Source organism: Proteiniphilum propionicum, assembly GCF_022267555.1.
Classification (GTDB): domain Bacteria; phylum Bacteroidota; class Bacteroidia; order Bacteroidales; family Dysgonomonadaceae; genus Proteiniphilum; species Proteiniphilum propionicum.
On sequence record NZ_CP073586.1, the window covers coordinates 2,120,326 to 2,144,007 of the forward strand.

A 23,682-nucleotide genomic window follows, 5' to 3' on the forward strand; every position below is an offset into this window, starting at 1 on the left:
TTTTCATCTATGATAGATTTACTGATTATTGGGGGAGGCCCGGCCGGTTATGTAGCGGCCGAAAGAGCCGGTGAAAAGGGACTAAAGGTAGTACTTTTCGAGAAAAAAGCTATAGGCGGGGTGTGCTTAAACGAGGGATGTATCCCTACCAAGACATTACTCTACAGTGCAAAGCTATACGAGAATGCATTGCATGGGGACAAGTATGGAGTCTTCGGAGATAACATCCGTTTCGACTATCAGAAGATGGTCTCCCGTAAAAAGAAGGTGGTTCGCAAATTAGTTCTAGGCGTTGAGAACAAGATGAAATTGAACCATGTTGCCGTGGTAAAGGGTGAAGCCTTTATCAAAGGGCGTTCATCATCCGGTATTGAAGTAACCTGTAACGGAGAAAGTTACATGGGTAGAAACCTTCTTGTCTGCACCGGTTCAGAGTCAGCCGTTCCTCCCATCCCCGGGTTAAGGGAGGCGGGAGATACCGTGTTGACCAACCGGGAGATACTGGAGTTGACCGAGCGCCCCGAATCGCTTGTGGTCATCGGTGGCGGGGTTATCGGTATGGAGTTCGCCAGTTTCTACAACAGCCTGGGTACAAAAGTTACCGTTATAGAGATGCTTCCTGAGATCCTGGGAGGCCTCGATTTCGAGATTTCTGCGATGCTGCGTAGCATCTACGCGAAAAAAGGAATTGACTTCCATCTCAATGCCAAAGTGGTTCAGGTTGAAGGCAACAGTGTTGTTTTCGATAAAGATGGCGAAACCCATCATGTGGAAGGGGAAAGAATACTCCTAAGCGTTGGGCGACGCCCGGTAACTCAAGGTTTTGGTCTGGAAAACCTGGGATTAGAGTTATTGCGTGGTGGTATCAAGGTAGATGAGAAGATGCGTACCAATGTACCCGGCGTGTATGCCGCGGGCGATGTTACGGGCTTTTCGTTACTTGCCCATACTGCAAGCCGCGAAGGAGAGGTTGTTGTCAACAACCTTACCGGCAGGAACGATATCATGCGCTACAATGCCATCCCCGGTGTGGTCTATACAAATCCTGAAGTAGCTGGAGTGGGGGAGACAGAGGAGTCCGCCCGGTCCAGAAATATTGCTTATAGGGTTGCAAAACTCCAGATGACATATTCCGGTCGTTTTGTAGCTGAGAACGAGGGTGGCAACGGAATTTGCAAAGTGCTTGTGGGAGAGAAGCATGGCGAGGTTATCGGGGTTCACATGTTGGGAAACCCCAGCAGTGAGATCATCTACGGCGCCTGCCTTGCAATAGAACAGGAGATGACCCTTAAAGAGATGCAGGAGGTCGTTTTCCCACATCCCACGGTCAGCGAGATCTTCAAAGAGGTCGTTTTTTCGTTTTAAATTGATACTATTTTCTGAAAAGTCTTTTTCATTACAGGCGAACCAAAATAGACTGTCCCTTCTTGCGGTCTTGACCCCTCTGGTGAAACAACAGTTATCTGATATGTTGTTTGAGTAAGTTGATCACTTATCATTTAGCTTCCGGATCGATAACGGGCCAGCCAGATGATTCGGTCCTGGGGAAACAATCAGAAATGAGCAAACAGGGTAACTGCTGAAATCAATCAGTCAAACAAACAAATAACGAGTCCACTTTAATAAGCCGTTTTGTAAAAAATAGTATTTTATTTTCAAGTGATTATGATGTGAAATCTTCTAATTTGAGACTTCTTCTAGCAGACTCAACAACTAAAAAATAAGAATATAATGCCAAAAGTACAACCCATTGATCCTTCTGAAGTCCGCAAGGCCGGCTTCGTGGAGTTTCAACCTATTGCGGTTAATCAGTATCAAAAAACCGTTAAGGATGAGTTAGCCAATTTCACACCAGGCGAGTTCATGTCAATTTACCATGACATGGTTTTGATTCGTGAGTTCGAGACCATGTTGAACCTGATAAAAACCAAGGGAGAATACAACGGTACTCAGTACAACCATCCTGGTCCGGCTCATCTGTCCGTGGGGCAGGAGTCCGCAGCCGTGGGTATGGCATGGACACTGGGAGTGGATGATTTTATTTTCGGCAGCCACCGCTCTCATGGCGAAATCCTTGCCAAGGGTATGTCAGCAATTCATAAGCTTACTGACTCGGAACTGATGAAAATCATGAAGGAGTTTTTCGGCGGTTCCGTTCTGAAAATCGTTGAGAAGGATTTCAACGGGACAACCAGGGAACTTGCGCGCCGCTTTCTGGTCTATGGTACCCTTGCCGAGATCTTTGCGCGGGAAACTGGTTTCAACAAGGGCCTTGGCGGCTCTATGCATGCCTTCTTCACACCATTCGGTGTCTATCCTAACAATGCTATCGTGGGTGGCTCCGGAGATATTGCCGTTGGTGCGGCACTCTACAAGAAGGTGAACCGCAAGCCGGGACTTGTTGTAGCCAATATCGGCGATGCATCTCTTGCGTGCGGCCCTGTCTGGGAAGGCATCACCTTTGCCGCAATGGACCAGTTCCGTGAGCTTTGGGAAGGAGATATGAATGGTGGCCTGCCGGTGATCATCAACATCATGAACAACCAGTATGGTATGGGAGGGCAGACCGATGGTGAGACTATGGGTTACGGCATTGCTGCCCGCGTGGGCGCCGGGGTGAATCCCGATCAGATGCACGCCGAACGTGTTGATGGTTACAACCCGTTGGCGGTAATCGACGCCTATAAGCGTAAACGTAAGGTAATAGAGGATAAGAGAGGGCCCGTACTGCTTGACGTGCTGACCTACCGCTTCAGTGGCCACTCCCCGTCCGATGCTTCCTCATACCGTACCAAAGAAGAGGTTGAAGCGTGGGAGTCCCATGATTGCATCCTCAGCTACGGTCGCCAGCTTATTGATGCAGGTTTGGCCTCTCAATCTGATCTTGATTCAATCCGTGTTGATATAGAAGGGCTGATGAACGGCATGTTCCTTAAAGCGATTGATGATGAAATCTCTCCAAGGATGGAGAATGCTGAAATTATTGGCGATATGATGTTCTCGAACGGTTCTGTTGATTCTTTCTCGGATGCAAAGCCAGAAGTGTTGCTGCCGATGGAGGAGAACCCGAGGGTGAAGAAGATCTCTAATAAAGAGCGTTTTGCCTTCGACTCAGAGGGGAAGCCATTCAGCAAGATGAAGCAGTTCCAGCTTCGTGACGGGATCTTCGAAGCGATAATCGACCGTTTCTATAAAGATGCATCGCTTATTGCTTACGGAGAGGAGAACCGCGACTGGGGAGGTGCTTTTGGTGTTTACGGTGGGCTCACCGAGTCTCTTCCCTATCACCGTCTTTTCAACTCGCCCATCTCCGAGGCATCTATCGCAGGTACCGCCATCGGCTATGCGATGTGCGGTGGTCGTGTAATCCCGGAGATTATGTATTGCGATTTCATTGGGCGTGCGGGTGATGAGATCTTCAACCAGCTTCCCAAGTGGCAGGCAATGAGCGGCAACGTTTTAAAGATGCCTGTTGTGGTACGTGTCTCGGTCGGTTCTAAATACGGTGCTCAGCACTCACAGGACTGGACCTCGCTTGTAGCGCATATTCCGGGCATCAAGGTTTGTTTCCCCGTGACGCCTTACGATGCCAAGGGACTTATGAACGCTGCGCTTCAGGGAACCGACCCGGTGATCTTCTTCGAGAGCCAGCGTATTTATGATATCGGAGAACAGTTTCATGAAGGGGGTGTTCCTGAGGGATATTACGAACTGCCTATCGGTGAGCCGGATGTAAAGAAAGAAGGCAAAGACATTACTTTCCTTACTGTCGGCCATACGCTTTACCCCGCTTTGAAGGCGGCAGAGATACTGGAAGAGAAGTACGGGATGAGTGCCGAAGTGATTGATGCCCGCTCGCTGGTTCCTTTCAATTACGAGCACGTGATAGCATCGGTTAAGAAGACAGGTAAGATCATCGTAGCCGGTGATGCTACCACCCGAGGTTCGTTCCTGAACGATCTGGCAAGCAATATCGGGCAGCTGGCTTTCGACTGGCTGGATGCCCCTGTCTGTGTGCTGGGTTCGCGTAACTGGATAACCCCGGCACATGAACTTGAAAGTGCTTTTTTCCCCCAGCCGGGATGGTTTATCGATATTATTCATGAGCGGATACAGCCTTTCGCAGGTTATGTTGCAGGGCAAAACTTCACCAACGGGGAGATTATCAGAAGGGCGAAAAAAGGTGTTTAAGCTGAGAAATTAAAATTAATGCAATAGACTATTTATGGCCGCTTATAATGATTTATCCGCTATGAACTTTGTAAATGTAAACGTACATCTGCACACTCCTTACTCGTTTAGTGCCTTCAGCGATATAGACGATGCGCTGGATAGAGCAGTCGCAGAGAATGTGAAGGTGGTAGGTATCAACGATTTTTACACTACCGAAGGTTACGAAGAGTGGGCGGATGGTTGCCGCAAACGCGGACTTTATCCCCTATTCGGCATTGAGTTTATTAGCCTGAACGAAGAAGATCAAAAAGCAGGTTTGCGGGTGAATGATCCCGGGAATCCTGGGCGGACGTATGTCAGCGGGAAAGGCTTGGCGTGTCCGTTTCGTTTGACTGAGCCATTTGCATCGCAGTTGGCTGATGTTCGCACTAAAGCCAACAAGCAGGTGGAAGCGATGTGTGAAAAATTGAACGGAATTCTTACCGGTAAAAATGCCGGATTTATACTCGATATAGATTGGATTAAAGATAATCTTACTAAGGGTTCTGTTCGTGAACGTCATCTGGCGAAGGCCTTGCGTTTGAAAGTTTACGAAAACTGCAGTGGTAACCCAACGAGTATAAAGAACCTGCTAAAAGAGATTTTCGATGGGAAAGAGCTGAAATCGACAACCGAAAATCTTGCAGGTGTAGAGAATGAGATCCGTGCTAATCTTTTGAAATCTGGCGGCTTGGCTTTTGTTCCCGAGACTGCTGAAGCTTTTCTTCCGATGCAGACGGTTTGCAAAATCATTCTTGAGGCAGGGGGAATACCTACATATCCTTTTTTAGCGGATGATGCTCAGGGAAATTATACAGATTTTGAGCGCGACTTGGAACATGTAGCAGAACAACTGACCGAGCGTGGGTTTCATTCCGTGGAATTTATTACCACCCGAAACGATATGAACTTGCTGGAGAACTATGCTTCGTACCTTCACGACCAGGGTTTTATCGTAACCCTGGGCAGTGAACACAATTCTCCGTCAATGGAACCCATTGAACTTTTTGCCCGCAACCAGACTCCATTATCGGATAAATTGATACGGATAAACTACGAAGGGGCGTGTGTTATTGCAGCTCATCAGCATTTGGTTACCCAGGGGCTGAGTGGTTATGTGGATGAACAGGGAAACGCTGACCGCTCGAAAAGAGGTGAATTCGTGAAATTGGGAGATGAGTTAATAAGAAACAGAGTCGGAAAACAATAAAGATGAAAGAAATTCAGGATTTAATATCTATTTCGCAGTTCTATGGCAAAGATAGCCGTTTTGTGATCGCCGGAGGTGGAAATACCTCGTTCAAGAACGAAGAGAAAATATGGGTGAAAGCCAGCGGTTCATCACTTGCAACCATCACAGAAGACGGTTTTGCCGTATTGGAACGCTCGCTGCTTGATAAGATATCTGAAAAGCAATACAGCAACAATGCCGCTGAGCGTGAAGAGCAAGTAAAAAATGATCTTGCCGCTGCTACCATAACAAAAGGTAAACGCCCGTCGGTAGAGACCTCTATGCACAATGTGATCGACTATGCATTTGTCGTTCACTTGCATCCCACTGTCGTTAATGGATTAATGTGTGCTGTAAATGCGGGGGCAGGGCTGAAAAATCTTTTCGGAAAAAAAGTGCTTTATGTGGAGTATACCGATCCGGGATATGTCCTGTTCAAAAAAGTGGACGAGAAAATAAGGGAATATCGCCGGAAATTCAGCGAAGAACCGCAAGTGATATGGTTGCAAAACCATGGAATTTTTGTAGCTGCAGATAGTATTGAAGAGATAAAATCAATATATTGTTCAATTATTGCGACACTTGAAAGGGCGGTGAGCAACCCCTTGCCAGTAGGTGAAAGGGAGATATGCAACTACACTGTAGAAGTGCTGCCGGCCATCCGTATGTTGGTTTCTGTGGATGGCCTAAAGACCTTGAAAATACGCATGAACGGATTGGTAGAATACTTTTGTGACACTCCCGTTAACCAGGCAGCCGTTGCCAAGCCTTTTACTCCCGATGCTATTGTTTACTGCAAATCAAACTATCTGTTTTTAAACGATGATACACCCGAACAAGTTGTTGCAAACGCAAAGGAATCGATTCCAGGTTTTGTAAGCAAGTTCGGTTATCTGCCTAAAGTCTTGTTGATAAAAGGTATCGGGCTTGTAGCCGTGGGTGACAATGCCAGGCAATGCGATATCATACTTGATGTATTTGAGGATGCAATGAGGGTCGCCTTTCTCTCACAATCGTTTGGCGGACCTCACCCGCTAATACAGCCCCAGATCGATTTTATCGATAACTGGGAAGTGGAAAATTATCGCCGAAGTATTGCTGTTGGGGCCTCTAAAGGACGTGTTGATAATAAGACCATTGTGATCACAGGAGCAGCCCAGGGCTTTGGAAAAGGAATAGGACGTTATTTGCTGCAGGAGGGTGCAAATATTGTGATTGCCGATCTGAATGAAGAGGCAGGCAGAGTGACAGCAGAAAATTTCAATAGTCTCGCCAATAACAACAGAGCTGTTTTTATAAAGACAAATGTGGTTGAAATTGAGAGCCTGGAGAATCTTATCCATGAAACCATTTGCCTGTTCGGGGGGATAGACTGTTTTATCAGTAATGCCGGTGTTTTGCGTGCAGGCGGCCTGGAGGATATGACGCCTGAAAATTTCGATTTCGTGACCAGCATTAATTATAATGCCTATTTTTATTGCACGAAGGTGGTTAGCAGAATTATGAAATTACAGACTCTGTATGCTTCAGGTGATTATTACGCCGACATAATCCAGATAAACTCTAAATCGGGTCTTCAGGGGAGTAAAGCCAATTTTGCATATGCTGGAGGAAAATTCGGTGGTATCGGACTGACACAATCGTTCGCGCTTGAGCTGGCGCCTTATCGCATAAAAGTGAACTCCGTTTGTCCGGGGAACTTCTATGAAGGCCCTCTCTGGAGCGATCCCGATAATGGGTTGTTTGTACAGTATCTGAGAGCGGGAAAAGTACCAAACGCAAAAACCATCGATGATGTGAAAACGTTTTATCTGTCGAAGGTGCCAATGAAAAAGGGATGTACGCCGGAAGATGTTACCAAAGCAGTGCTCTACCTGATGGATCAGTGTGGTGAGACAGGACAGGCATTGCCTGTTACCGGCGGACAGGTAATGTTGAATTAATAAATAGTAGCAAAATGAAAACAAGAGCAGTACGGCTATATGGAAAGAAAGACCTCCGGCTAGAAGAGTTTGAGTTGCCTCCTGTAAGAGAAGATGAAATTTTAGCCAAAGTGGTTTGCGATTCTCTGTGCATGTCGTCTTACAAGGCATCCTTGCAAGGTGCAGAACACAAACGTATCCCCGATAATGTATCAGAAAACCCAATCATTATCGGACACGAGTTTGCCGGCCAACTGGTGAAGGTGGGTGCTAAATGGACTCACAAGTTCAGGGCAGGAGATAAATTTTCTATTCAGCCGGCCTTGTATTACGAAAACGGGCCTGTTGGTATTCTGAGCGCTCCAGGTTACAGTTACCCATATATTGGAGGTGATGCCACCTACGTGATCATTCCTAATGAGGTGATGGAGAAAAAATGCCTGTTGACGTATCATGGTGAAGGATATTATCCCGCATCGCTTGCTGAGCCGTTATCTTGTGTTATAGGGGCTATGCACGCCAACTATCATACCACACCGGGCAGTTACCAGCACAAGATGGAAATTGTGGATGGTGGAAAGATGGCTATACTGGCGGGTGTGGGGCCAATGGGGCTTGCTGCTATCAATTTCGTGCTACGCCGCGAAGAATTAAAGCCGTCCCTGTTGGTGGTTACTGATATCGACCAGTCACGGCTCAATCGTGCAGCATCTATTTATACCGTTGAGCTTGCTGCTTCACGCGGCATCGATTTGAAATACATCAACACAGGTAAAATCGAGAATCCCGTGGAGGAGTTGAAAGCAATCAGTGGCGGTACAGGTTTCGATGATGTTTTTGTATTTGCTCCTGTAAGGGCGGTTGTTGAGCAAGGCGATGCAATTCTCGGATTTGACGGATGCTTGAATTTTTTTGCCGGTCCCGACAATCCTAATTTCAGTGCAATGTTGAATTTCTACAATGTTCATTATGCCTATACACACATTGCCGGCACAAGCGGTGGAAACAACGATGATATGATTGAAGCGTTGGACATTATGAGCAAAGGGCTTGATCCTGCCGGGCTGGTTACCCATATAGGAGGGTTGAACGCCGTAGCTAATGCCACAAACAACTTGCCTAATGTTGCAGGAGGCAAAAAGCTGATTTATACCCATATAGATATGCCGCTTACTCCTATTTCGGATTTTGCAAAATTAGGCGAAACGGATGATCTTTTTAAAGGATTAGCTGAAATTTGTGAACGGAACAATGGATTGTGGTGTGTGGAAGCAGAAAATTTTTTACTGGCAAAGGCTGGTATATTATTATAAAAAATTAATTATAGCTGAAAGTCCATTTTTGAGACATCATAAAATGTTTTGTCTCGGCTTTCAACTAATAAAATTATGTAAATGAGACAGTTGGATATTAATTTAATGCATCCGGTGGAACAGATTAACGTGATCATCGGAAGAATCTACAGTAGCGGGATGACAACCACTTCGGGTGGCAATATCTCTATCAGGGATAAAAACGGGGACATATGGATAACCCCTTCGGGTGTGGATAAAGGTTCACTTACTGTGAATGATATTATGCAAGTGAAAAAGGACGGGACCGTCATAGGCCTGCACAAACCATCATCGGAGCTCCCTTTTCATAAGGCCATCTATGAGGCAAGACCTGAGATAACGGCGATCATTCACGCTCATCCACCTGCACTTGTAGCCTTCAGTATTGCCGGTATTGTTCCGGACACCAAAATTGTACCGCAAGCACATAATATTTGCGGAGATATCGGTTTTGCTCCCTATGGTACTCCCGGCAGTGAAGATCTGGGTGAAAAGATTGCCTGCGAATTCAGGGATACCCGATATAAGGCGGTGATCATGGAGAATCATGGCGTGGTGTTGGGCGGGACCGATTTGATGGATGCATATCAGCGGTTTGAAACACTTGAGTTCTGTTGTCGCACTATCATTAATGCCAAAAGGCTGGGGCATGCGAATTATCTTACAGATGAACAGGTATTGAAATACGTAAATCATTTACCTTCCAATGTTCCACATTTTATGGATATTGAATACCCTTCCGACGAAAGGGCGTTGAGAACCGAAATGGTGAATATTATCAGGAGAGCTTGTAATCAGGGGCTGATGATATCGACTTATGGAACGGTTTCCGTACGCTGGAGAAATAATGATTTTCTTATCACCCCAAGGAATGTGGCACGGTGGGATATTGTACCAAGTGATATTGTGCAGATAAAAAGTGGTATGGCCGAAGCGGGGAAAACGCCAAGCAGATCGGTTGCATTGCACCAACGTATTTACCAGTTGAATCCGCACATCAACTCCATTATCTGCACACAGCCGGTGAATCTGATGGCACATGCGGTAAGCGGAACAAAATTCGATGTGAGAACTATCCCCGAAAGCTGGATCTTTCTACAGGATGTTCCTTCCATAGCTTTCGGGTTAATTTTTAATGATGTGGACAGCGTGGCAAGAATGTTCAATGAAAACCGTGTAATCCTGGTAGAAAACGACAGTGTATTTGTAACTGGAGACAAACTGCTTAATACCTTCGATTACCTTGAGGTAGCTGAATTCTCTGCTAACTCACTTGTGATGGCCTCTTCGATTGGTTCGTTACAACCGATTGGAGACAAAGAGATAGATGAGTTACGAATCGCGTTCAATGTGAAATAGATTTAAAGTCACTATGTTGTCTTTTTAACAAGGCCTGTTTTTTATATATGCAAATAATCTTTTCCCACAGTAGGGTGCCGGCGTTTAATCTGTCGGCAGAAGAGTATCTTTTCCCGAAACTGGGAGAAGATTTTTTGCTACTGTATATAAACAATCCGAGCATTATTATCGGATCCAATCAGGCGGTGCTCAATGAGGTGGACCAGAATTTCTGTATTGAGCATGGAATACGGGTTGTTCGGCGGTTGTCGGGAGGGGGGGCAGTATATCATGATACCGGGAATCTGAACTACAGTTTTATTATCGATAAAACAGAAGCTCCGCTAAGCCATCGTTTTCTCGATCCTGTGGTGGAGGTATTGCACAGAATGGGCATACCGGCTGAAATCAGAAAGAGAAAAGACCTCTGGCTGGATGGATATAAAGTATCGGGTACGGCGTCTCATGTTTCCAGGGGAAGGGAGCTTCATCATGGCACATTGCTTTATGATACGGATTTGCAGATGCTCAGGAGGTCTCTTGATGCACAAAACAGAAGTCTGATCAAAAAAGCTACAGCATCTGTACCCAGCCCCGTTAAAAATATCAGATCTTTTCTAAATGATAAAACCGGAGTAACAGTGGAACCCGAACAGTTTTTTCAACAATTTGCCCGACAGATGGCTCAACAGTTAGGAGTAAAGGAAATAGGGGCTTTTCAGGAGGAGGAGATAGCAGAGATTGAGGAACTGCAAAAGAACAAGTATACACAGCGTGACTGGAACTACAGGATGTAGTCATTCCGATTTTGAAATTTCTGAAAAGTCAGTACGGCTAATTACTTGACGGTAGCTGGATGTAGCCATTTCGTTTTGAGAGCTTCCTGAGAAAATAATGGTATAAAAAGATTAGAACAGGACCTTTTAGTAGCGTTTAGAACCAATTGGCACACAATGTTACAGTTAAGTCAATATTTTAGAGCCAATTAAATAACCTTCCCTGCCAGGTTTCCCTTTCCAGGAACCGTTTAATAATCTTCTCCCGCACCTCGTAGTTCTTCAGGCCCCAGTCCGGTGCAATTAGCAGCTTCGCGGGCGACTGAGAGGTGAACCGCTCAATGTAGATTTCCGGATTTAACCTTTCAGCGAAATCGACACACATATCTATATACTCCTCCAGCGAAAACAGGTTAAATGATTCAGGGAGTAATCTGAATTCTTTGGCCATAGCTGTCCCTTTTATTATCTGCAGCTGATGCAGTTTCAATGTTGTTAAAGGCAATTTGGAGAGTTCTTCGGCATGGTGCAGGATATCTTCTTCTGTTTCTCCGGGCAGGCCCAGGATCATGTGTGCGCCTGTCGGGATCATTCTTTCTGCCGTTTTACGGATCATTACGGCAGATTCTTCATAGGTATGTTGACGGTTTACCCGTTCCAGTGTTTTATTTAATGTTGACTCCACACCATACTCCAGCATTACAAATATTCTCTTGCGCAGATCCTCAAAATAATCCAACAGCCAGTCAGACATGCAGTCAGGACGTGTACCAACGATTAATCCCACCACATTGGGTGTGGCGAGTGCCTCTTCATATTTCCGAATGAGGCTATCTTTGCTTTCGTAAGTGTTTGTATAGGATTGAAAATAGGCAAGATATTTCATCTCCGGATATTTGTGCGAGAAGAAATCAATGCCATCGGCCATCTGTTCGGTAACGGATTTGTCCGGTTTGCCGTAACCGGGACTAAAACTCTGGTTGTTGCAGTAGGTACATCCGCCGCGTCCCTTGCTGCCATCGCGGTTGGGACATGTGAAGCCGGCATTGATGGATATCTTCTGCACTTTGAATGGGAATCTTGCCGAAAGGAATTCGCCAAAATCTCTATATGGTTTGTCGTTTGAAAACATTTCAGAAAGTTTATTAGCAAAGATACGGAAAAATATATTTGTAGATATAGTCCAGGGAAATGATTAAAAAATCTATTCAACACTCATATATGTTACAATAGCAGCTTAATAATTCAGCTTTTGCTTGTCTCAAAAGTATGAACTAATGAGATAAAAAAACTGTCCGGAATCAGTTCCGGACAGTTTTAAAAAATATATTTATTGAAGATGTATTATGCTCCTTTTTCTGCGTCAGCCTTTGGCTCTTCTTTCACCTCGGTATCAGGTGCTTCAGCTTTTGGTCCTTCTTTTTCAGCCTTTGCAGCATCGGCATTAGAGTCCTCATTTTCAGAAACGTTAGCTTCATTGGTTTTGGACTTTCCTTCCGCTTTTACATCATCAGTAGCTGTTTTGTCATCTTTCTTCTCTTCAGCTGCGGGCTTTTCAGTCTTTTCAGCTGCGGGCTTTTCAGTCTTTTCAGCTGCGGGCTTTTCAGTCTTTTCAGCTGCGGGCTTTTCAGTCTTTTCAGCTACGGGCTTTTCAGTCTTTTCAGCTACGGGCTTTTCAGTCTCTTCAGCGGAAGTTTCCGCTTCTGCTTCAGCTTTGGCTTTAGCTTCAGCTTTGGCTTTAGCTTCAGCTTTGGCTTTAGCTTCAGCCTCTTTTTTTGCTTTCTTGTTGAGAGCTTCAAGTTTCTGATTATCCAGCTTCTCTTTCAAGGCAGCCAGCTCTTCGATATCACCTAACGTGGTTTTTTCCATTACAGGTATAGAAGCTGTAACATCACTTCCTCCATCTTTTTTGCCACCACGTTTGCCTCTTTTCCTGGAGTCGTCTCCTGCGATATCTTCGTGAATACGGCTGTGAGAGACAATAATGCGTTTAGCATCCTTGTTGAATTCAATAACTTTGAATTCAAGCTTCTCTTCTACCTGTGCCTGAGAATTGTCCTCCTTTACCAGATGTTTGGGAGTTGCAAACCCTTCAACACCGTACGGTAGAGAGATAACCGCACCTTTATCCAGCAATTCAATAATTGTCCCTTCGTGTATAGAACCGACTGTGAAGATAGTTTCAAATACATCCCATGGATTTTCTTCAAGCTGCTTGTGCCCGAGGCTCAAACGGCGGTTTTCCTTGTCTATATCAAGCACCTGAACCTCAATGGGAGCTCCTATCTCTGTAACTTCACTTGGATGCTTGATCTTCTTGGTCCATGAGAGGTCGGATATGTGAATTAATCCTTCCACACCCTCTTCTATTTCAACAAATGCACCGAAGTTGGTGAAGTTGCGTACAGTAGCAGTGTGAGTACTTCCAACGGGATATTTCACCTCGATGCTCTCCCATGGATCGGGTTTGAGCTGTTTCACACCAAGCGACATTTTACGCTCGTCGCGGTCGAGTGTGAGAATAACGGCTTCCACCTCTTCTCCTACAGTCATAAAGTCTTGTGCACTGTGAAGGTGTTGTGTCCAGCTCATTTCCGATACGTGAATCAATCCTTCCACGCCGGGAGCTATTTCTACGAATGCACCGTAATCGGCCATAACAACAACTTTACCTTTGACTATATCGCCTACTTTCAACGATTCGCTCAAGGCATCCCATGGATGTGGAGTCAACTGTTTTAGGCCAAGGGCTATACGTTTTTTCTCATTATCGAAATCGAGAATTACCACGTTTATCTTGTCGTCCAGTTTAACCACCTCCTCTGGGTGTTGAATACGTCCCCAAGAGAGGTCAGTGATGTGAACAAGGCCGTCAACACCGCCAAGGTCGACAAACACACCGTAGGAGGTGATGTTTTTAACCACACCTTCAAGTACCTGTCCTTTTTCGAGCTTGGAAATAATCTCTTTCTTCTGCTGTTCCAGCTCTTCTTCGATGAGGGCTTTGTGTGAAACCACCACGTTCTTGTATTCAGGGTTGATTTTCACAACCTTGAATTCCATGGTTTTATCTACAAACATATCGTAATCGCGGATAGGCTTCACGTCTATCTGTGATCCCGGGAGGAATGCTTCAATACCGAATACATCCACAATCATACCACCTTTAGTGCGGCATTTGATGTATCCCTTGATGATCTCATTATTTTCGAGCGCAGCATTTACACGGTCCCAAGAGCGTGATGCACGTGCTTTTTTGTGAGAAAGGAGCAATTGTCCTTTTTTATCTTCCTGGCTTTCGATGTACACTTCTACTTCGTCGCCAATTTTCAGTTCGGGGTTGTAGCGGAATTCATTCATTGATACAACGCCATCGGATTTATAGCCGATGTTTACAACCACTTCGCGTTTGTTCATGGAGGTTACAATACCTGTTACCACCTCTTTGTCACTGATTTTACTCAGTGTACTATCGTAGCTTTCGGTAAGTTTTTCCCTGTTCTCCTTACTATAAGGATCTCCTTCGGCATAGGCATCCCAGTCGAATTCTTCTATGGGGGCCACATTTTTTAGGTTTTCAGTCATTTGTTGTGAATAATAATTTTAAATTAAAAAGTGAGACATTATATTGTTCAATAAATTTATACTATTTATTTCAGACTTTTATTTCAGCATTCGCACCCAATCAAAACCCGGACAAGTTCTTTTGGGTTTTGCTTGCCATATAGAGGCTTCAGATGATTCAGCTTAACGAGAAGTTCAAAAAAAGTGGTGCAAAGGTAATTGGTTTTTTATTAATAACCAACTCTTTGCACCATAATTTTTTTAGTGAATAAAGAGAAATATTCTCTTGGTCTTATTGAGGCAGGCTGTTTTTTATTGTCTCGGAATTTGAGTAGTGCCTGCGATGTTGTTTTTGAGGATATTATAGAAGCAATCCTTTCTGAACATCCTGACGTGTGCCTTTTCCGGCAATCTGTTCCACCAGGCTCAAAGCGAAATCGAAAACGAGTCCCGGCCCCTTGGCTGTAGTTATGTTCCCGTCTGTCACTACCTTCTCACCTGTAACATGCGCACCCTTTAACTCAGTTTCAAAACCCGGATAACAGGTAGCGCGTTTGCCATTAAGCAAACCCAGCCCACCCAAAACCATTGGAGCGGCGCATATGGCTGCAATAGGTTTTCCCTGCGAATTGAATTCAACCAGCAGTTTTTTTAAACCATCGTGTTCGTTTAGATGTTTTGCCCCGGGCATTCCACCGGGCAGCAACAACATCTGCACATCTGAAAAGTCCGATTTACTGAATGTTATGTCGGCGGTAACAGTAATGTTGTGTGCTCCGGTTACTTCTCTATCATCCGAAATGGAGACTGTCTCAACCGGTATCCATGCTCTTCGCAAAATATCAGCGGTAGCAAGCGCTTCAATTTCTTCAAATCCGTTAGCTAAAAACAGGGCTACTTTCTTCATACTATCAGTTTTTTTACTTTAGTTTAAATTGATATGTTATAGTTCCCTTCTGGTTGTTGGCAGAATTAATCGCGTTGAATTTGGTACTTTTTGCCGCGCGTAAAGCTTCGTTTCGGAGTGTGGCGTTATCGGCTGTGGTACCGCGCCCAATCACAGCATCAATCACATTACCGGAAGGGTCCACAATTATATTAACAACTACCGTGCCATAATCGTTCACATTATATCGAGGTTGTGCGAGTCCCCCGCTTCCCAGGCTGCGCCCACCCAGATTATAAGAACCTATTCCCCCGGTACCGGTGGGTGATCCCTGTGAAGCATTCCCGGTAGAGACACCTTGTGTGCCGCTGCCTTCAGTGTTTCCGCGACTTCCGGAGCCCTCTCCAAAAAGGCCTGAGATCTGTTGATTGATCTCTCTTTTCCTGGCCTCCTCTTCACGTTGCCTGCGCTCAGCTTCTTCACGGACTCTGCGTTCTTCTGCCAGTTGTGCCTGGCGACGTTCTTCTTCGCGTTTGGCCTCCACATCTATAGTGGGCTCAGTCGTTTGTGTTATAAGCTGCTCCCTGGGAGAATATTCAGGGACAACAGGAGTTTGTACTGGTGTTGGTACCACTTCGGACATTAGTGGTTCTACAGAACCAAAAGCATTCTCTGCAGTACCGAACATCACGGGTATCCCTTCCAGTTCATCTGGTGGTGATGCAAGTGTGAAGTATGAATACAAAAGGATTAACAGAAGCAATATGGCAAAGATTATTGCTCCTGCTATCCCTGCTGTTTTTTCTTTTGTAAACTGCATCATTATTATTATGTTGTGATATGATTTGAGCCAATAGAGCCTGAAAGGTTTAATTTGGCCTGGTCATCAGCACCATTTTAAACTGGTTACGATTGGCGATATCAAGAATTCTTACAATCTCACGATAGGGAACACTCTCATCGGCATAAAGAGCCACAAAAATATTTGGATCGGCCGTGTAAACCGATTGCAGAAAAGGCGTGATCGCTTCGAAAGGCACTTGTCGCTCCTTTTCATTTGCATTGGCTACATAGTAATTCATATCCTTGTCTATGGTAACCCTTGTTATGGGTTTTGCCTGAGCCTGTTGCTGCGATCTTGGCAATAATACCTGTATAGCGTTTGGCACTACAATGGTAGATGTGATCATGAAAAAAATAAGGAGCAGAAATATCACATCTGTCATAGATGCCAGACTGAAGTTAGATTCTATTTTAAAACGCTGTTTTAATGCCATTTTTTTGTGTTTTTTGAAGTCTGTAATCAAAAAAATCAGAGTTTTGTCATCAGAAGTCAGTTACCGTAATCCTGAAGCAAAAGATCAGAAATCAGTGGCCGTAAGTCAGTATTAATTAGCCAGTCTGTAATTCATCAGATGGTAAATTCAGCCTCCTGATACTGCTAAATAACCGGTTCGTTTAAGATATCCATAAACTCCATAATTCTCATTTCAAGCCTGTTCACTATCCCTTTTATACGTGTTGCCAGGTAGTTGTAAGCAAACAGTGCAATAATGCCGACTATCAAACCACCCACCGTTGTCACCAGAGCTTCATAAATACCTGTTGAGAGGATAGTCACATCAACGTTGGCGCCTGCACTTGCCATACTCATAAAGGCTTTTACCATACCGGTAACTGTCCCAAGAAAACCTATCATAGGCGCACCCGAAGCGGAAGTAGCCAGTACGGGAAGCCCTTTTTCCAGTTTCGATATTTCTATGTTTCCCTGGTTTTCTATGGTGGTCATCACATCTGCAGTAGGCCTCCCCAACCTTGTGATACCTTTCTCTACCATACGGGCCGAAGGTGTGTCTGTATTGCGGCAAAGAGTAATAGCAGCATCTATTTTCCCGTCGTGAATATAATCTTTAATGCGGTTCATAAAAGAGTTATCCTCTTTACTAGCCTTATTTATGACCAGTGTCCTTTCAATAAGCACGTAAATTGTCATCAATAGCAGTATAAACAATACAATCATCAACCATCCGCCCTTCATTGTTAAATCGAACGCGTTCATTGTTATCGCTTCTGTTTCAGCTGTTATTGCCGGTTGTAGGTTGTTGAACAATGTCTCTGCAGTATCTGCAGGAGAGGGTATTTGCAAAAGAATCATGACAATAATATTCTAAATGATAGTTTTCCTGTTAGTTTATTTTGATAAAGGTAGTTATTTTGGAAATTCAAACATCACTCTGAGGTTCTTTTAAACAATTTTTATACGCTTTTATTGTTTCTTTTAATCCCAGGTAGAGAGCATCACTGATAAGTGAATGTCCTATAGATACTTCTTTTAACCATGGAATGTTTATGTATAGATATTGGAGATTATTCAAATTAAGATCGTGCCCTGCGTTCACTCCAAGGCCCAGGTTCTTTGCCAGCGTGGCAGCTTCAACAAAGGGCGCTACGGCCTTTTCCCTGTCAGCATGATACTTTTCGGCGTAAGGGCCTGTGTACAGTTCTATACGGTCAGTTCCTATTTGCGATGCCATACGAACCATTTCTGGGTTTGCGTCTACGAATATTGAGGTACGTACACCTATTGATTGAAACTCAGCTACAATATCGGTCAGAAATGCCTTATGCGTAATAGTGTCCCATCCGGAGTCGGAAGTGATGGCATCATGGGCATCAGGAACAAGGGTTACCTGTGTGGGCCTGATTTTTCTGATGAGGGAGATAAATTCAGGTGTGGGGTTTCCCTCAATATTGAACTCTGTGGTTACTTTAGCCTGCAGATCAAATACATCGGAGTAACGGATATGACGTTGATCGGGGCGGGGATGAACGGTAATTCCATCCGCACCAAAAAGCTGACAGTCTATAGCCACTTGTACCACGTCAGGAATATTTCCTCCGCGGGCATTCCTTAGAGTGGCTATTTTATTTACATTTACACTAAGTTTTGTCATAAAATTATATTACAAACAATTTGTTATAAAGTGGTGAGGTCTTGCCTAAATTAGATAAAGAAATAATAAAAACTAAACAATGGAGTTCATTTAGACAAAAAATCACCATCTTTGTAAATCAGATACAAAAGTAATACGAAATAACCGTTTTGCGCAATGTCAGTCAAAGAATTTATCAAAAAACAGCTTGAACAGTTCATTTTTCCCCCTACTCCCGAGCAGTTCACCGAACTTTCTGAAACGGAAAATTCGCTTATCATTCTAGAGATTCCGCTGAAAGATTATACTCTCACCGAGATAGCCAGGATTGTGGAGAGCAATAATGCGCATGTGATGGCACTATATGTAATGCCGGTCTCCGGCGGTGCAGTCCTGTTAGTATCGTTAAAGCTTGATGTGGACGATGTTACAATCCTGTTAAGAAGCTTCGAACGATTCAACTACAATGTGGTTTACTATTTCATGCGTGAAGGCGAGGTGACCGATACCCAAAAACAGCGGCTGGCTGAGTTATTGTATTATCTTGAGATGTAAATACTGAGTAACGAAATTGGATTGAGACAGATGAGGTTTGCTTTATTTGGAAGTATGTTCCCCGATAGAACCGCGAAGGCGGAAGAGCAGATATACGGGGTTTGTGATGCTATTAAAAGGCATGGAGGTGAGTTGTATCTGCCAGGAAATTTTTTTCAATCACTACCAGGAAATATTCGTCAGAAAATTGAGCCAATATGTGAACTGGCTGAAAAACTGCCTCAAGTAGATATTGTTGTAAGTGTTGGCGGCGATGGCACGTTTTTGCGAACTGCCGCTACTGTTGGCAATTCAGGAATTCCGGTATTGGGTATTAACACCGGCCGTCTCGGTTTTCTGGCAGCCATAAACTATGCAGATGTAGAGGAGACTTTACAGGAGGTGATGAATGGTACATACAGGGTGGAAGAACGCACACTTTTGAAGTTGACTACTGATGAAACATTTCCACCTGAATTTTTTAACACCCACGCGCTTAACGAGGTTGCTATTCTGAAACAAGACACCGCATCCATGCTCTCTATTCATGCATATATCAATAACGATTACCTGACTTCGTACCAGGCCGATGGCCTTGTGATATCCACTCCTACTGGATCTACTGCCTATTCATTGAGTATTGGCGGCTCAATTTTATCGCCCACAACGCCAAGCATAATTCTATCTGCTATAGCCCCCCACAATCTTACATCTCGTTCACTGGTTGTGGACGACAGCAGCATTATCTCTCTAAAAGTAGAAAGCCGCAGTCATATGTTTCTTGTGTCGGTGGACGGGCAGTCAAGGGTGCTGGACGAGAACATCGCGTTGCAGGTAAGAAAGGGTGACTACACTCTTCGCGTGGTAAAAAGAATAGGACATACCTTCTATGAAACCCTGCGCGACAAATTGATGTGGGGAGCGGATGTCAGAAAGCAGTATTAATCATCATTTGAATCTTCAGTAACCTCTTCCTCAGGTTTTTCCTCCTGGTAAGGCAGATACTTATCGAGCGCCAGGATGAGCAGGTAAAAGAGAGACATAAAGATAAAAATCCCCACAATACCTATTAAGGCAATAAGCAGTGCTGTTTGTACTGTTGGCGTCATAATATTTCTTTTTTAAGCAAGCAATGGAACAAGAGTCAATATAATACCTCCAGCCACAACCGAACCTATCTGCCCTCCCACATTAGCGCTGATTGCCGGCATTAGCAGATAATTGTAGGGGTCTTCTTTTTGCCCCATCTGGTGAATTACACGGGCCGACATGGGAAATGCAGAAATACCGCATGCACCTATCATGGGATTTATCTTGTTGCCTTCCTTACGGAACAGGTTAAGAAACTTAGCGAAGATTACACCCCCGAAGGTATCGAAGACAAACGCGAATAGTCCAAGTGCAATAATAATTAGAGTATCTGTCCTGACAAACCGTTCAGCCGTCATTGTACTGGCAATGGTTATACCAAGCAACAGGGTGACTAGACTCGACAATTCGTTCTGAGCAGAAAGTGATAGTTTGTTCAGTACGCCGCACTCGCGAATCAGATTGCCAAACATCAGGAATCCTATTAGTGCCAGCGACGAAGGAGCAATAATGCCTGCCGTTATGGTTATTACAATAGGGAAAGCTATCAGCGCTTTTTTGGATATCTTCTTATTGCTATGGCTAGCGGTCGACATTCTGATTAGCCGTTCGTTACGTGAAGTAAGCATCCGTATAACAGGCGGCTGAATTATAGGCACAAGCGCCATATATGAGTAAGCAGCTACAGAGATTGGCCCCAGCAGGTTTGGGGCAAATCGTGATGCCACTACTATGGAAGTAGGGCCGTCGGCCGCCCCAATAATCCCGATGGATGCTGCCTCCTTGATGTCGTATCCCAGCAGGGAGGCAAGCAGCATCGTGAGGAAAATGCCAAACTGAGCTGCCGCACCGAACAGCAGCAGTGAAGGGTTCCGGAACAACGGTGAGAAATCGATCATAGCCCCGATAGCAATAAAAATGAGCAACGGAAAAATCTCCGTGGCAATACCTGCATCGAAGAAGACGTTTAGAACGCCCTCAACAGCTTGACCCGTGGCAGGGTCAATCTGAGAGATTGCCGATGACAGGGGGATATTCACCAGTATGGCGCCAAATCCCATCGGAAGCAGTAGCGTCGGTTCATAGTTCTTAACAATGGCAAGCCAGATAAGGATAAGGCCAATAGCTATCATCACCAAATGCTGCCAGGTCATGCCCGCAATAGCAGGTAACAGTTGTTCTAAACCCATAAATTTTTCAATTAAACTTTATTAATACAAGAAACCAAGCAAGATACCTGCAGCTACCGCTGAACCAATCACACCTGCCACATTCGGCCCCATTGCATGCATCAGCAGATAGTTGCTTTGATCGTATTGCAATCCGATAACTTGAGAAATCCTTGCAGAATCGGGCACGGCCGATACTCCGGAATTTCCGATAAGTGGATTGATCTTCTTCTCTTTCGACAAGAAGAGATTCAGGATTTTAACGAATATGATTCCTGCACAGGTGGCAATAATAAATGAAAGTGCACCGATAGCAAACACCTTCAATGACTCAAGGCGCAGGAACGTGGTAGCCTGTGTGGAAGCACCTACAGTCAGTCCCAGCAGAATGGTCACCGTGTCTATCACAGGCCCACGGGCTGTTTCGGCCAGACGGCGGGTTACCCCCGACTCTTTCAGCAGGTTACCGAAAAAAAGCATACCCAGCAAAGGTAAACCCGAGGGAACCAGGAAAGTTGTCAACAGCAGGCCCATGATAGGAAACATTATCTTTTCTGTTTGTGAGACCACTCGAGGAGTTTTCATCTTTATCAGCCGTTCTTTCTTTGTTGTCAGCATCTTCATGAAAGGAGGCTGGATAACCGGGACCAGAGCCATATATGAGTAGGCCGAAATAGCAACTGCTCCCAGGAGGTGCGGGGCAAGCTTTGATGTTGTAAAGATTGCCGTAGGCCCGTCAGCACCGCCTATGATGCCAATAGAAGCTGCTTCGTTGGGTGCAAATCCCCATTTTAAAGCGATTATATATGCACCGAAGATCCCGAACTGGCAGGCAGCTCCGATTAGAATTAGTTTCGGGTTTGATATTAATGACGAGAAGTCTGTCATAGCTCCAATACCCAGGAAGATAAGGGGCGGATACCAGCCTTTTACCACACCCTGGTAGAGAATATTAAATACTGAACCCTCTTCATATATACCCACTTGCAGGTTTGCTGCTTCGTTGAAAGGAATATTTCCGATTAGGATGCCAAATCCTATTGGGATCAGCAGCAGTGGTTCATACTCCTTTTTTACTGCCAGGTAGATAAAAAACAGACCTACAAGGAGCATTATTATATGTCCCCTCTCTGCATTTGCAAAACCCGTATAATTCCAGAATGCTTGTAAATTGTCTGTTAATGATAGTAATGTATTCATCTTTTGCCGCCTCTTTTATTCTATTATTACAAGTTCAGCTCCCTCTAAAACCGAATCCCCTTTCTGGACAAGAATTTCAGTCACTTTTCCATTACTGTTTGCCAAGATGTTGTTCTCCATCTTCATCGCTTCAAGTATCATCAGAGTTTGTCCTTTTTTCACGCTATCTCCCACTTTGCAACGTATATCCAAAATAATTCCCGGCAGAGGTGATTGGAGTGTATTTTTTCCAACGGGGGCAGAAGGCCTAGTTACCAGAGGAGTGGTTGTAGATTGTGGAGTGGGGGCAGGGGCCGCTGCAGTGCTGGGGCGCTTAATGCCAGAGAGCGATTTCATTTTGGAAGGGACCATTTCAACGGTGTATGGTGTGCCGTTTACTTCAAGTTCCACAGAGTCGCTATCTGATTTTGTTACCACAACTCTGTAAGGTGTGCCGTTAATTTTATATTTAAATTCTTTCATACGACGTACAATGTTTTTAATTTCTTCTTGACTATCGACTTATCAATATCCTTTATTCTGCTTTTGCTGTTTTACATCTTAAGCCTGCAAGTCTTGATTTATTATTACTGGTTTTGTATTATCTAGGTAATTCTCTCAGCGATTGCCTTTTAGCATTCCATGGTGAGTAGTTCCGTTTCACCCGGTCTATAGTTAGAATTGTAGACTCTATATCGTGCTGATTCTCTTTCAAATCGTAAATAGCAGCAGAAATTGCAGCCAGTACTTCGCCCGACATATGAGACTGACTTCTGGCAGCGGAGAGAGTGCCACTTTTTGCCACATTCTTTTCAGATACTCTTTTGGCTAGATTCCCTGAAAATTTAAAGAAAAAGTAAAGCGCAACCAGTCCGGAAAACACAACAAGCATTGAGGTTATTGTAATCATAATTCCCCATGTGTCGTTTTCCTTAAGGTTAGCAACCTTTGGGTTTTCTTCCAGAATGGCATTGTTGCTGTTAGGCGTTACCCTATTTAAATGTGTAGCAGCAATGTTACCCTTTTCATCATATTTAACTCCGTCCTGTACGTATCCGTAAGTCTGATCGGCAAGCATTCCTGCGGGAATAACAATCTCGTCAAGCAACGTTTTTCCATCGTTATCATACAGCGCGATGTAGTTCTCTTCCGTGGGGTCGAGTGTGAAATTCAAATGGAAGGTTCCGTTGAAAGGTTCATTGTCTGCCCAGAAAAGTCCATGTTGATGTGGAGAAATGCTTGTTCTTATATCTCCCCTTGGGATAGGATATTTTTTCGGATTATTGCGGTCGTTTGTGAGATATCGTCCACCCAGATTTTGCGTCTTTGCCGTATTGTTGTATATCTCGATCCATCCGTTCCTTTGTCCAAAATTATCCATGTAATTGGTCTCGTTCACCACCATCACCTCGTTGATTACCCAGTCAGGATTTTTCTTTTGTTTGGCACATCCCGTGAATAATACAATTGCGATGAAAAGAGCCGAAAATCTTATTGTATTTCTCATATTAATCT

The 23,682-nt window shown here is 44.5% G+C and carries 20 protein-coding genes and 1 pseudogene; 9 read left to right on the forward strand and 12 right to left on the reverse strand.

The features are described 5' to 3' along the window. Positions 1–9 precede the first annotated feature (9 nt). The 7 genes from lpdA to KDN43_RS08670 all read left to right on the forward strand — a co-directional run bounded on the left by lpdA (position 10) and on the right by KDN43_RS08670 (position 10,834). Positions 10–1,365 carry a dihydrolipoyl dehydrogenase gene (gene lpdA, locus KDN43_RS08640; RefSeq protein WP_238841569.1) on the forward strand — a complete coding sequence of 452 codons (1,356 nt, stop codon included), beginning with the start codon at positions 10–12 and terminating at the stop codon, positions 1,363–1,365. 366 nt (positions 1,366–1,731) lie between these two features. After that, positions 1,732–4,191 (forward strand): alpha-ketoacid dehydrogenase subunit alpha/beta, encoded by a 2,460-nt coding sequence (locus KDN43_RS08645; protein WP_238841570.1) that lies wholly within the window; start codon positions 1,732–1,734, stop codon positions 4,189–4,191. A gap of 61 nt (positions 4,192–4,252) precedes the next feature. Then, positions 4,253–5,422: a PHP domain-containing protein gene (locus tag KDN43_RS08650; RefSeq protein ID WP_238841571.1), complete on the forward strand. Its 1,170-nt coding sequence runs from the start codon at positions 4,253–4,255 to the stop codon at positions 5,420–5,422. 2 nt (positions 5,423–5,424) lie between these two features. Then, a complete protein-coding gene (locus KDN43_RS08655; RefSeq protein ID WP_238841572.1) occupies positions 5,425–7,386 on the forward strand; it encodes an SDR family NAD(P)-dependent oxidoreductase in 1,962 nt (653 codons plus the stop codon). A gap of 14 nt (positions 7,387–7,400) precedes the next feature. Further along, entirely contained in the window at positions 7,401–8,678 is a 1,278-nt protein-coding gene (locus KDN43_RS08660) for a zinc-binding dehydrogenase (protein ID WP_238841573.1), read from the forward strand. An 81-nt stretch (positions 8,679–8,759) separates the two neighbouring features. Then, the gene (locus KDN43_RS08665; RefSeq protein WP_238841574.1) at positions 8,760–10,058 is read left to right on the forward strand and encodes a class II aldolase/adducin family protein; all 1,299 of its coding nucleotides are present in this window, start codon (positions 8,760–8,762) and stop codon (positions 10,056–10,058) included. Positions 10,059–10,105: 47 nt separating this feature from the next. Beyond that, the gene (locus KDN43_RS08670; protein ID WP_238841575.1) at positions 10,106–10,834 is read left to right on the forward strand and encodes a lipoate--protein ligase family protein; all 729 of its coding nucleotides are present in this window, start codon (positions 10,106–10,108) and stop codon (positions 10,832–10,834) included. Between the two features lie 178 nt (positions 10,835–11,012). Here the strand turns inward: KDN43_RS08670 and KDN43_RS08675 are convergent, their stop codons facing one another. The 7 genes and pseudogenes from KDN43_RS08675 to KDN43_RS08705 form a co-directional block, all read right to left on the reverse strand. Then, positions 11,013–11,945, reverse strand: a complete 933-nt coding sequence (locus KDN43_RS08675) for a TIGR01212 family radical SAM protein (RefSeq protein WP_238841576.1) — start codon at positions 11,943–11,945, stop codon at positions 11,013–11,015. Positions 11,946–12,667: 722 nt separating this feature from the next. Further along, positions 12,668–14,398 (reverse strand): annotated as a pseudogene (rpsA, locus tag KDN43_RS08680) (30S ribosomal protein S1); the annotation flags it as partial. Positions 14,399–14,738: 340 nt separating this feature from the next. Then, the gene (locus tag KDN43_RS08685) at positions 14,739–15,284 is read right to left on the reverse strand and encodes a DJ-1 family glyoxalase III (RefSeq protein WP_238841577.1); all 546 of its coding nucleotides are present in this window, start codon (positions 15,282–15,284) and stop codon (positions 14,739–14,741) included. 13 nt (positions 15,285–15,297) lie between these two features. Continuing rightward, entirely contained in the window at positions 15,298–16,086 is a 789-nt protein-coding gene (locus tag KDN43_RS08690) for an energy transducer TonB family protein (protein ID WP_238841578.1), read from the reverse strand. A 46-nt stretch (positions 16,087–16,132) separates the two neighbouring features. Then, a complete protein-coding gene (locus KDN43_RS08695) occupies positions 16,133–16,540 on the reverse strand; it encodes an ExbD/TolR family protein (protein WP_238841579.1) in 408 nt (135 codons plus the stop codon). A gap of 164 nt (positions 16,541–16,704) precedes the next feature. Continuing rightward, positions 16,705–17,418 (reverse strand): MotA/TolQ/ExbB proton channel family protein, encoded by a 714-nt coding sequence (locus KDN43_RS08700; RefSeq protein WP_238841580.1) that lies wholly within the window; start codon positions 17,416–17,418, stop codon positions 16,705–16,707. Positions 17,419–17,485: 67 nt separating this feature from the next. Next, entirely contained in the window at positions 17,486–18,217 is a 732-nt protein-coding gene (locus tag KDN43_RS08705) for a pyridoxine 5'-phosphate synthase (RefSeq protein ID WP_238841581.1), read from the reverse strand. Between the two features lie 156 nt (positions 18,218–18,373). Here KDN43_RS08705 and KDN43_RS08710 point away from each other — a divergent pair, with 156 nt between their 5' ends. Both KDN43_RS08710 and KDN43_RS08715 read left to right on the forward strand, forming a co-directional pair. Next, the gene (locus KDN43_RS08710) at positions 18,374–18,751 is read left to right on the forward strand and encodes a hypothetical protein (protein ID WP_238841582.1); all 378 of its coding nucleotides are present in this window, start codon (positions 18,374–18,376) and stop codon (positions 18,749–18,751) included. Between the two features lie 30 nt (positions 18,752–18,781). Then, positions 18,782–19,675 (forward strand): NAD kinase, encoded by an 894-nt coding sequence (locus KDN43_RS08715; RefSeq protein WP_238841583.1) that lies wholly within the window; start codon positions 18,782–18,784, stop codon positions 19,673–19,675. On the opposite strand, the gene KDN43_RS08720 is transcribed toward KDN43_RS08715, so the two are convergent. The 5 genes from KDN43_RS08720 to KDN43_RS08740 all read right to left on the reverse strand — a co-directional run bounded on the left by KDN43_RS08720 (position 19,672) and on the right by KDN43_RS08740 (position 23,674). Next, the gene (locus KDN43_RS08720) at positions 19,672–19,839 is read right to left on the reverse strand and encodes an OadG-related small transporter subunit (protein WP_238841584.1); all 168 of its coding nucleotides are present in this window, start codon (positions 19,837–19,839) and stop codon (positions 19,672–19,674) included. The genes KDN43_RS08715 and KDN43_RS08720 overlap by 4 nt on opposite strands. Positions 19,840–19,851: 12 nt before the next feature. Then, the gene (locus KDN43_RS08725; protein WP_238841585.1) at positions 19,852–21,009 is read right to left on the reverse strand and encodes a sodium ion-translocating decarboxylase subunit beta; all 1,158 of its coding nucleotides are present in this window, start codon (positions 21,007–21,009) and stop codon (positions 19,852–19,854) included. Positions 21,010–21,030: 21 nt separating this feature from the next. Next, positions 21,031–22,188 (reverse strand): sodium ion-translocating decarboxylase subunit beta, encoded by a 1,158-nt coding sequence (locus KDN43_RS08730; RefSeq protein WP_238841586.1) that lies wholly within the window; start codon positions 22,186–22,188, stop codon positions 21,031–21,033. Positions 22,189–22,203: 15 nt separating this feature from the next. Further along, entirely contained in the window at positions 22,204–22,650 is a 447-nt protein-coding gene (locus KDN43_RS08735) for an acetyl-CoA carboxylase biotin carboxyl carrier protein (RefSeq protein WP_238841587.1), read from the reverse strand. 118 nt (positions 22,651–22,768) lie between these two features. After that, entirely contained in the window at positions 22,769–23,674 is a 906-nt protein-coding gene (locus KDN43_RS08740) for an OadG family transporter subunit (RefSeq protein WP_238841588.1), read from the reverse strand. Positions 23,675–23,682: the final 8 nt, after the last annotated feature.

Coding starts and splice junctions, on each gene's coding strand:
- lpdA (WP_238841569.1), top strand. CDS start 10: ATGATAGATTTACTGATTATTGGGGGAGGCCCGGCCGGTTATGTAGCG.
- KDN43_RS08645 (WP_238841570.1), top strand. CDS start 1,732: ATGCCAAAAGTACAACCCATTGATCCTTCTGAAGTCCGCAAGGCCGGC.
- KDN43_RS08650 (WP_238841571.1), top strand. CDS start 4,253: ATGAACTTTGTAAATGTAAACGTACATCTGCACACTCCTTACTCGTTT.
- KDN43_RS08655 (WP_238841572.1), top strand. CDS start 5,425: ATGAAAGAAATTCAGGATTTAATATCTATTTCGCAGTTCTATGGCAAA.
- KDN43_RS08660 (WP_238841573.1), top strand. CDS start 7,401: ATGAAAACAAGAGCAGTACGGCTATATGGAAAGAAAGACCTCCGGCTA.
- KDN43_RS08665 (WP_238841574.1), top strand. CDS start 8,760: ATGAGACAGTTGGATATTAATTTAATGCATCCGGTGGAACAGATTAAC.
- KDN43_RS08670 (WP_238841575.1), top strand. CDS start 10,106: ATGCAAATAATCTTTTCCCACAGTAGGGTGCCGGCGTTTAATCTGTCG.
- KDN43_RS08675 (WP_238841576.1), bottom strand. CDS start 11,945: ATGTTTTCAAACGACAAACCATATAGAGATTTTGGCGAATTCCTTTCG.
- KDN43_RS08685 (WP_238841577.1), bottom strand. CDS start 15,284: ATGAAGAAAGTAGCCCTGTTTTTAGCTAACGGATTTGAAGAAATTGAA.
- KDN43_RS08690 (WP_238841578.1), bottom strand. CDS start 16,086: ATGATGCAGTTTACAAAAGAAAAAACAGCAGGGATAGCAGGAGCAATA.
- KDN43_RS08695 (WP_238841579.1), bottom strand. CDS start 16,540: ATGGCATTAAAACAGCGTTTTAAAATAGAATCTAACTTCAGTCTGGCA.
- KDN43_RS08700 (WP_238841580.1), bottom strand. CDS start 17,418: ATGATTCTTTTGCAAATACCCTCTCCTGCAGATACTGCAGAGACATTG.
- KDN43_RS08705 (WP_238841581.1), bottom strand. CDS start 18,217: ATGACAAAACTTAGTGTAAATGTAAATAAAATAGCCACTCTAAGGAAT.
- KDN43_RS08710 (WP_238841582.1), top strand. CDS start 18,374: ATGTCAGTCAAAGAATTTATCAAAAAACAGCTTGAACAGTTCATTTTT.
- KDN43_RS08715 (WP_238841583.1), top strand. CDS start 18,782: ATGAGGTTTGCTTTATTTGGAAGTATGTTCCCCGATAGAACCGCGAAG.
- KDN43_RS08720 (WP_238841584.1), bottom strand. CDS start 19,839: ATGACGCCAACAGTACAAACAGCACTGCTTATTGCCTTAATAGGTATT.
- KDN43_RS08725 (WP_238841585.1), bottom strand. CDS start 21,009: ATGGGTTTAGAACAACTGTTACCTGCTATTGCGGGCATGACCTGGCAG.
- KDN43_RS08730 (WP_238841586.1), bottom strand. CDS start 22,188: ATGAATACATTACTATCATTAACAGACAATTTACAAGCATTCTGGAAT.
- KDN43_RS08735 (WP_238841587.1), bottom strand. CDS start 22,650: ATGAAAGAATTTAAATATAAAATTAACGGCACACCTTACAGAGTTGTG.
- KDN43_RS08740 (WP_238841588.1), bottom strand. CDS start 23,674: ATGAGAAATACAATAAGATTTTCGGCTCTTTTCATCGCAATTGTATTA.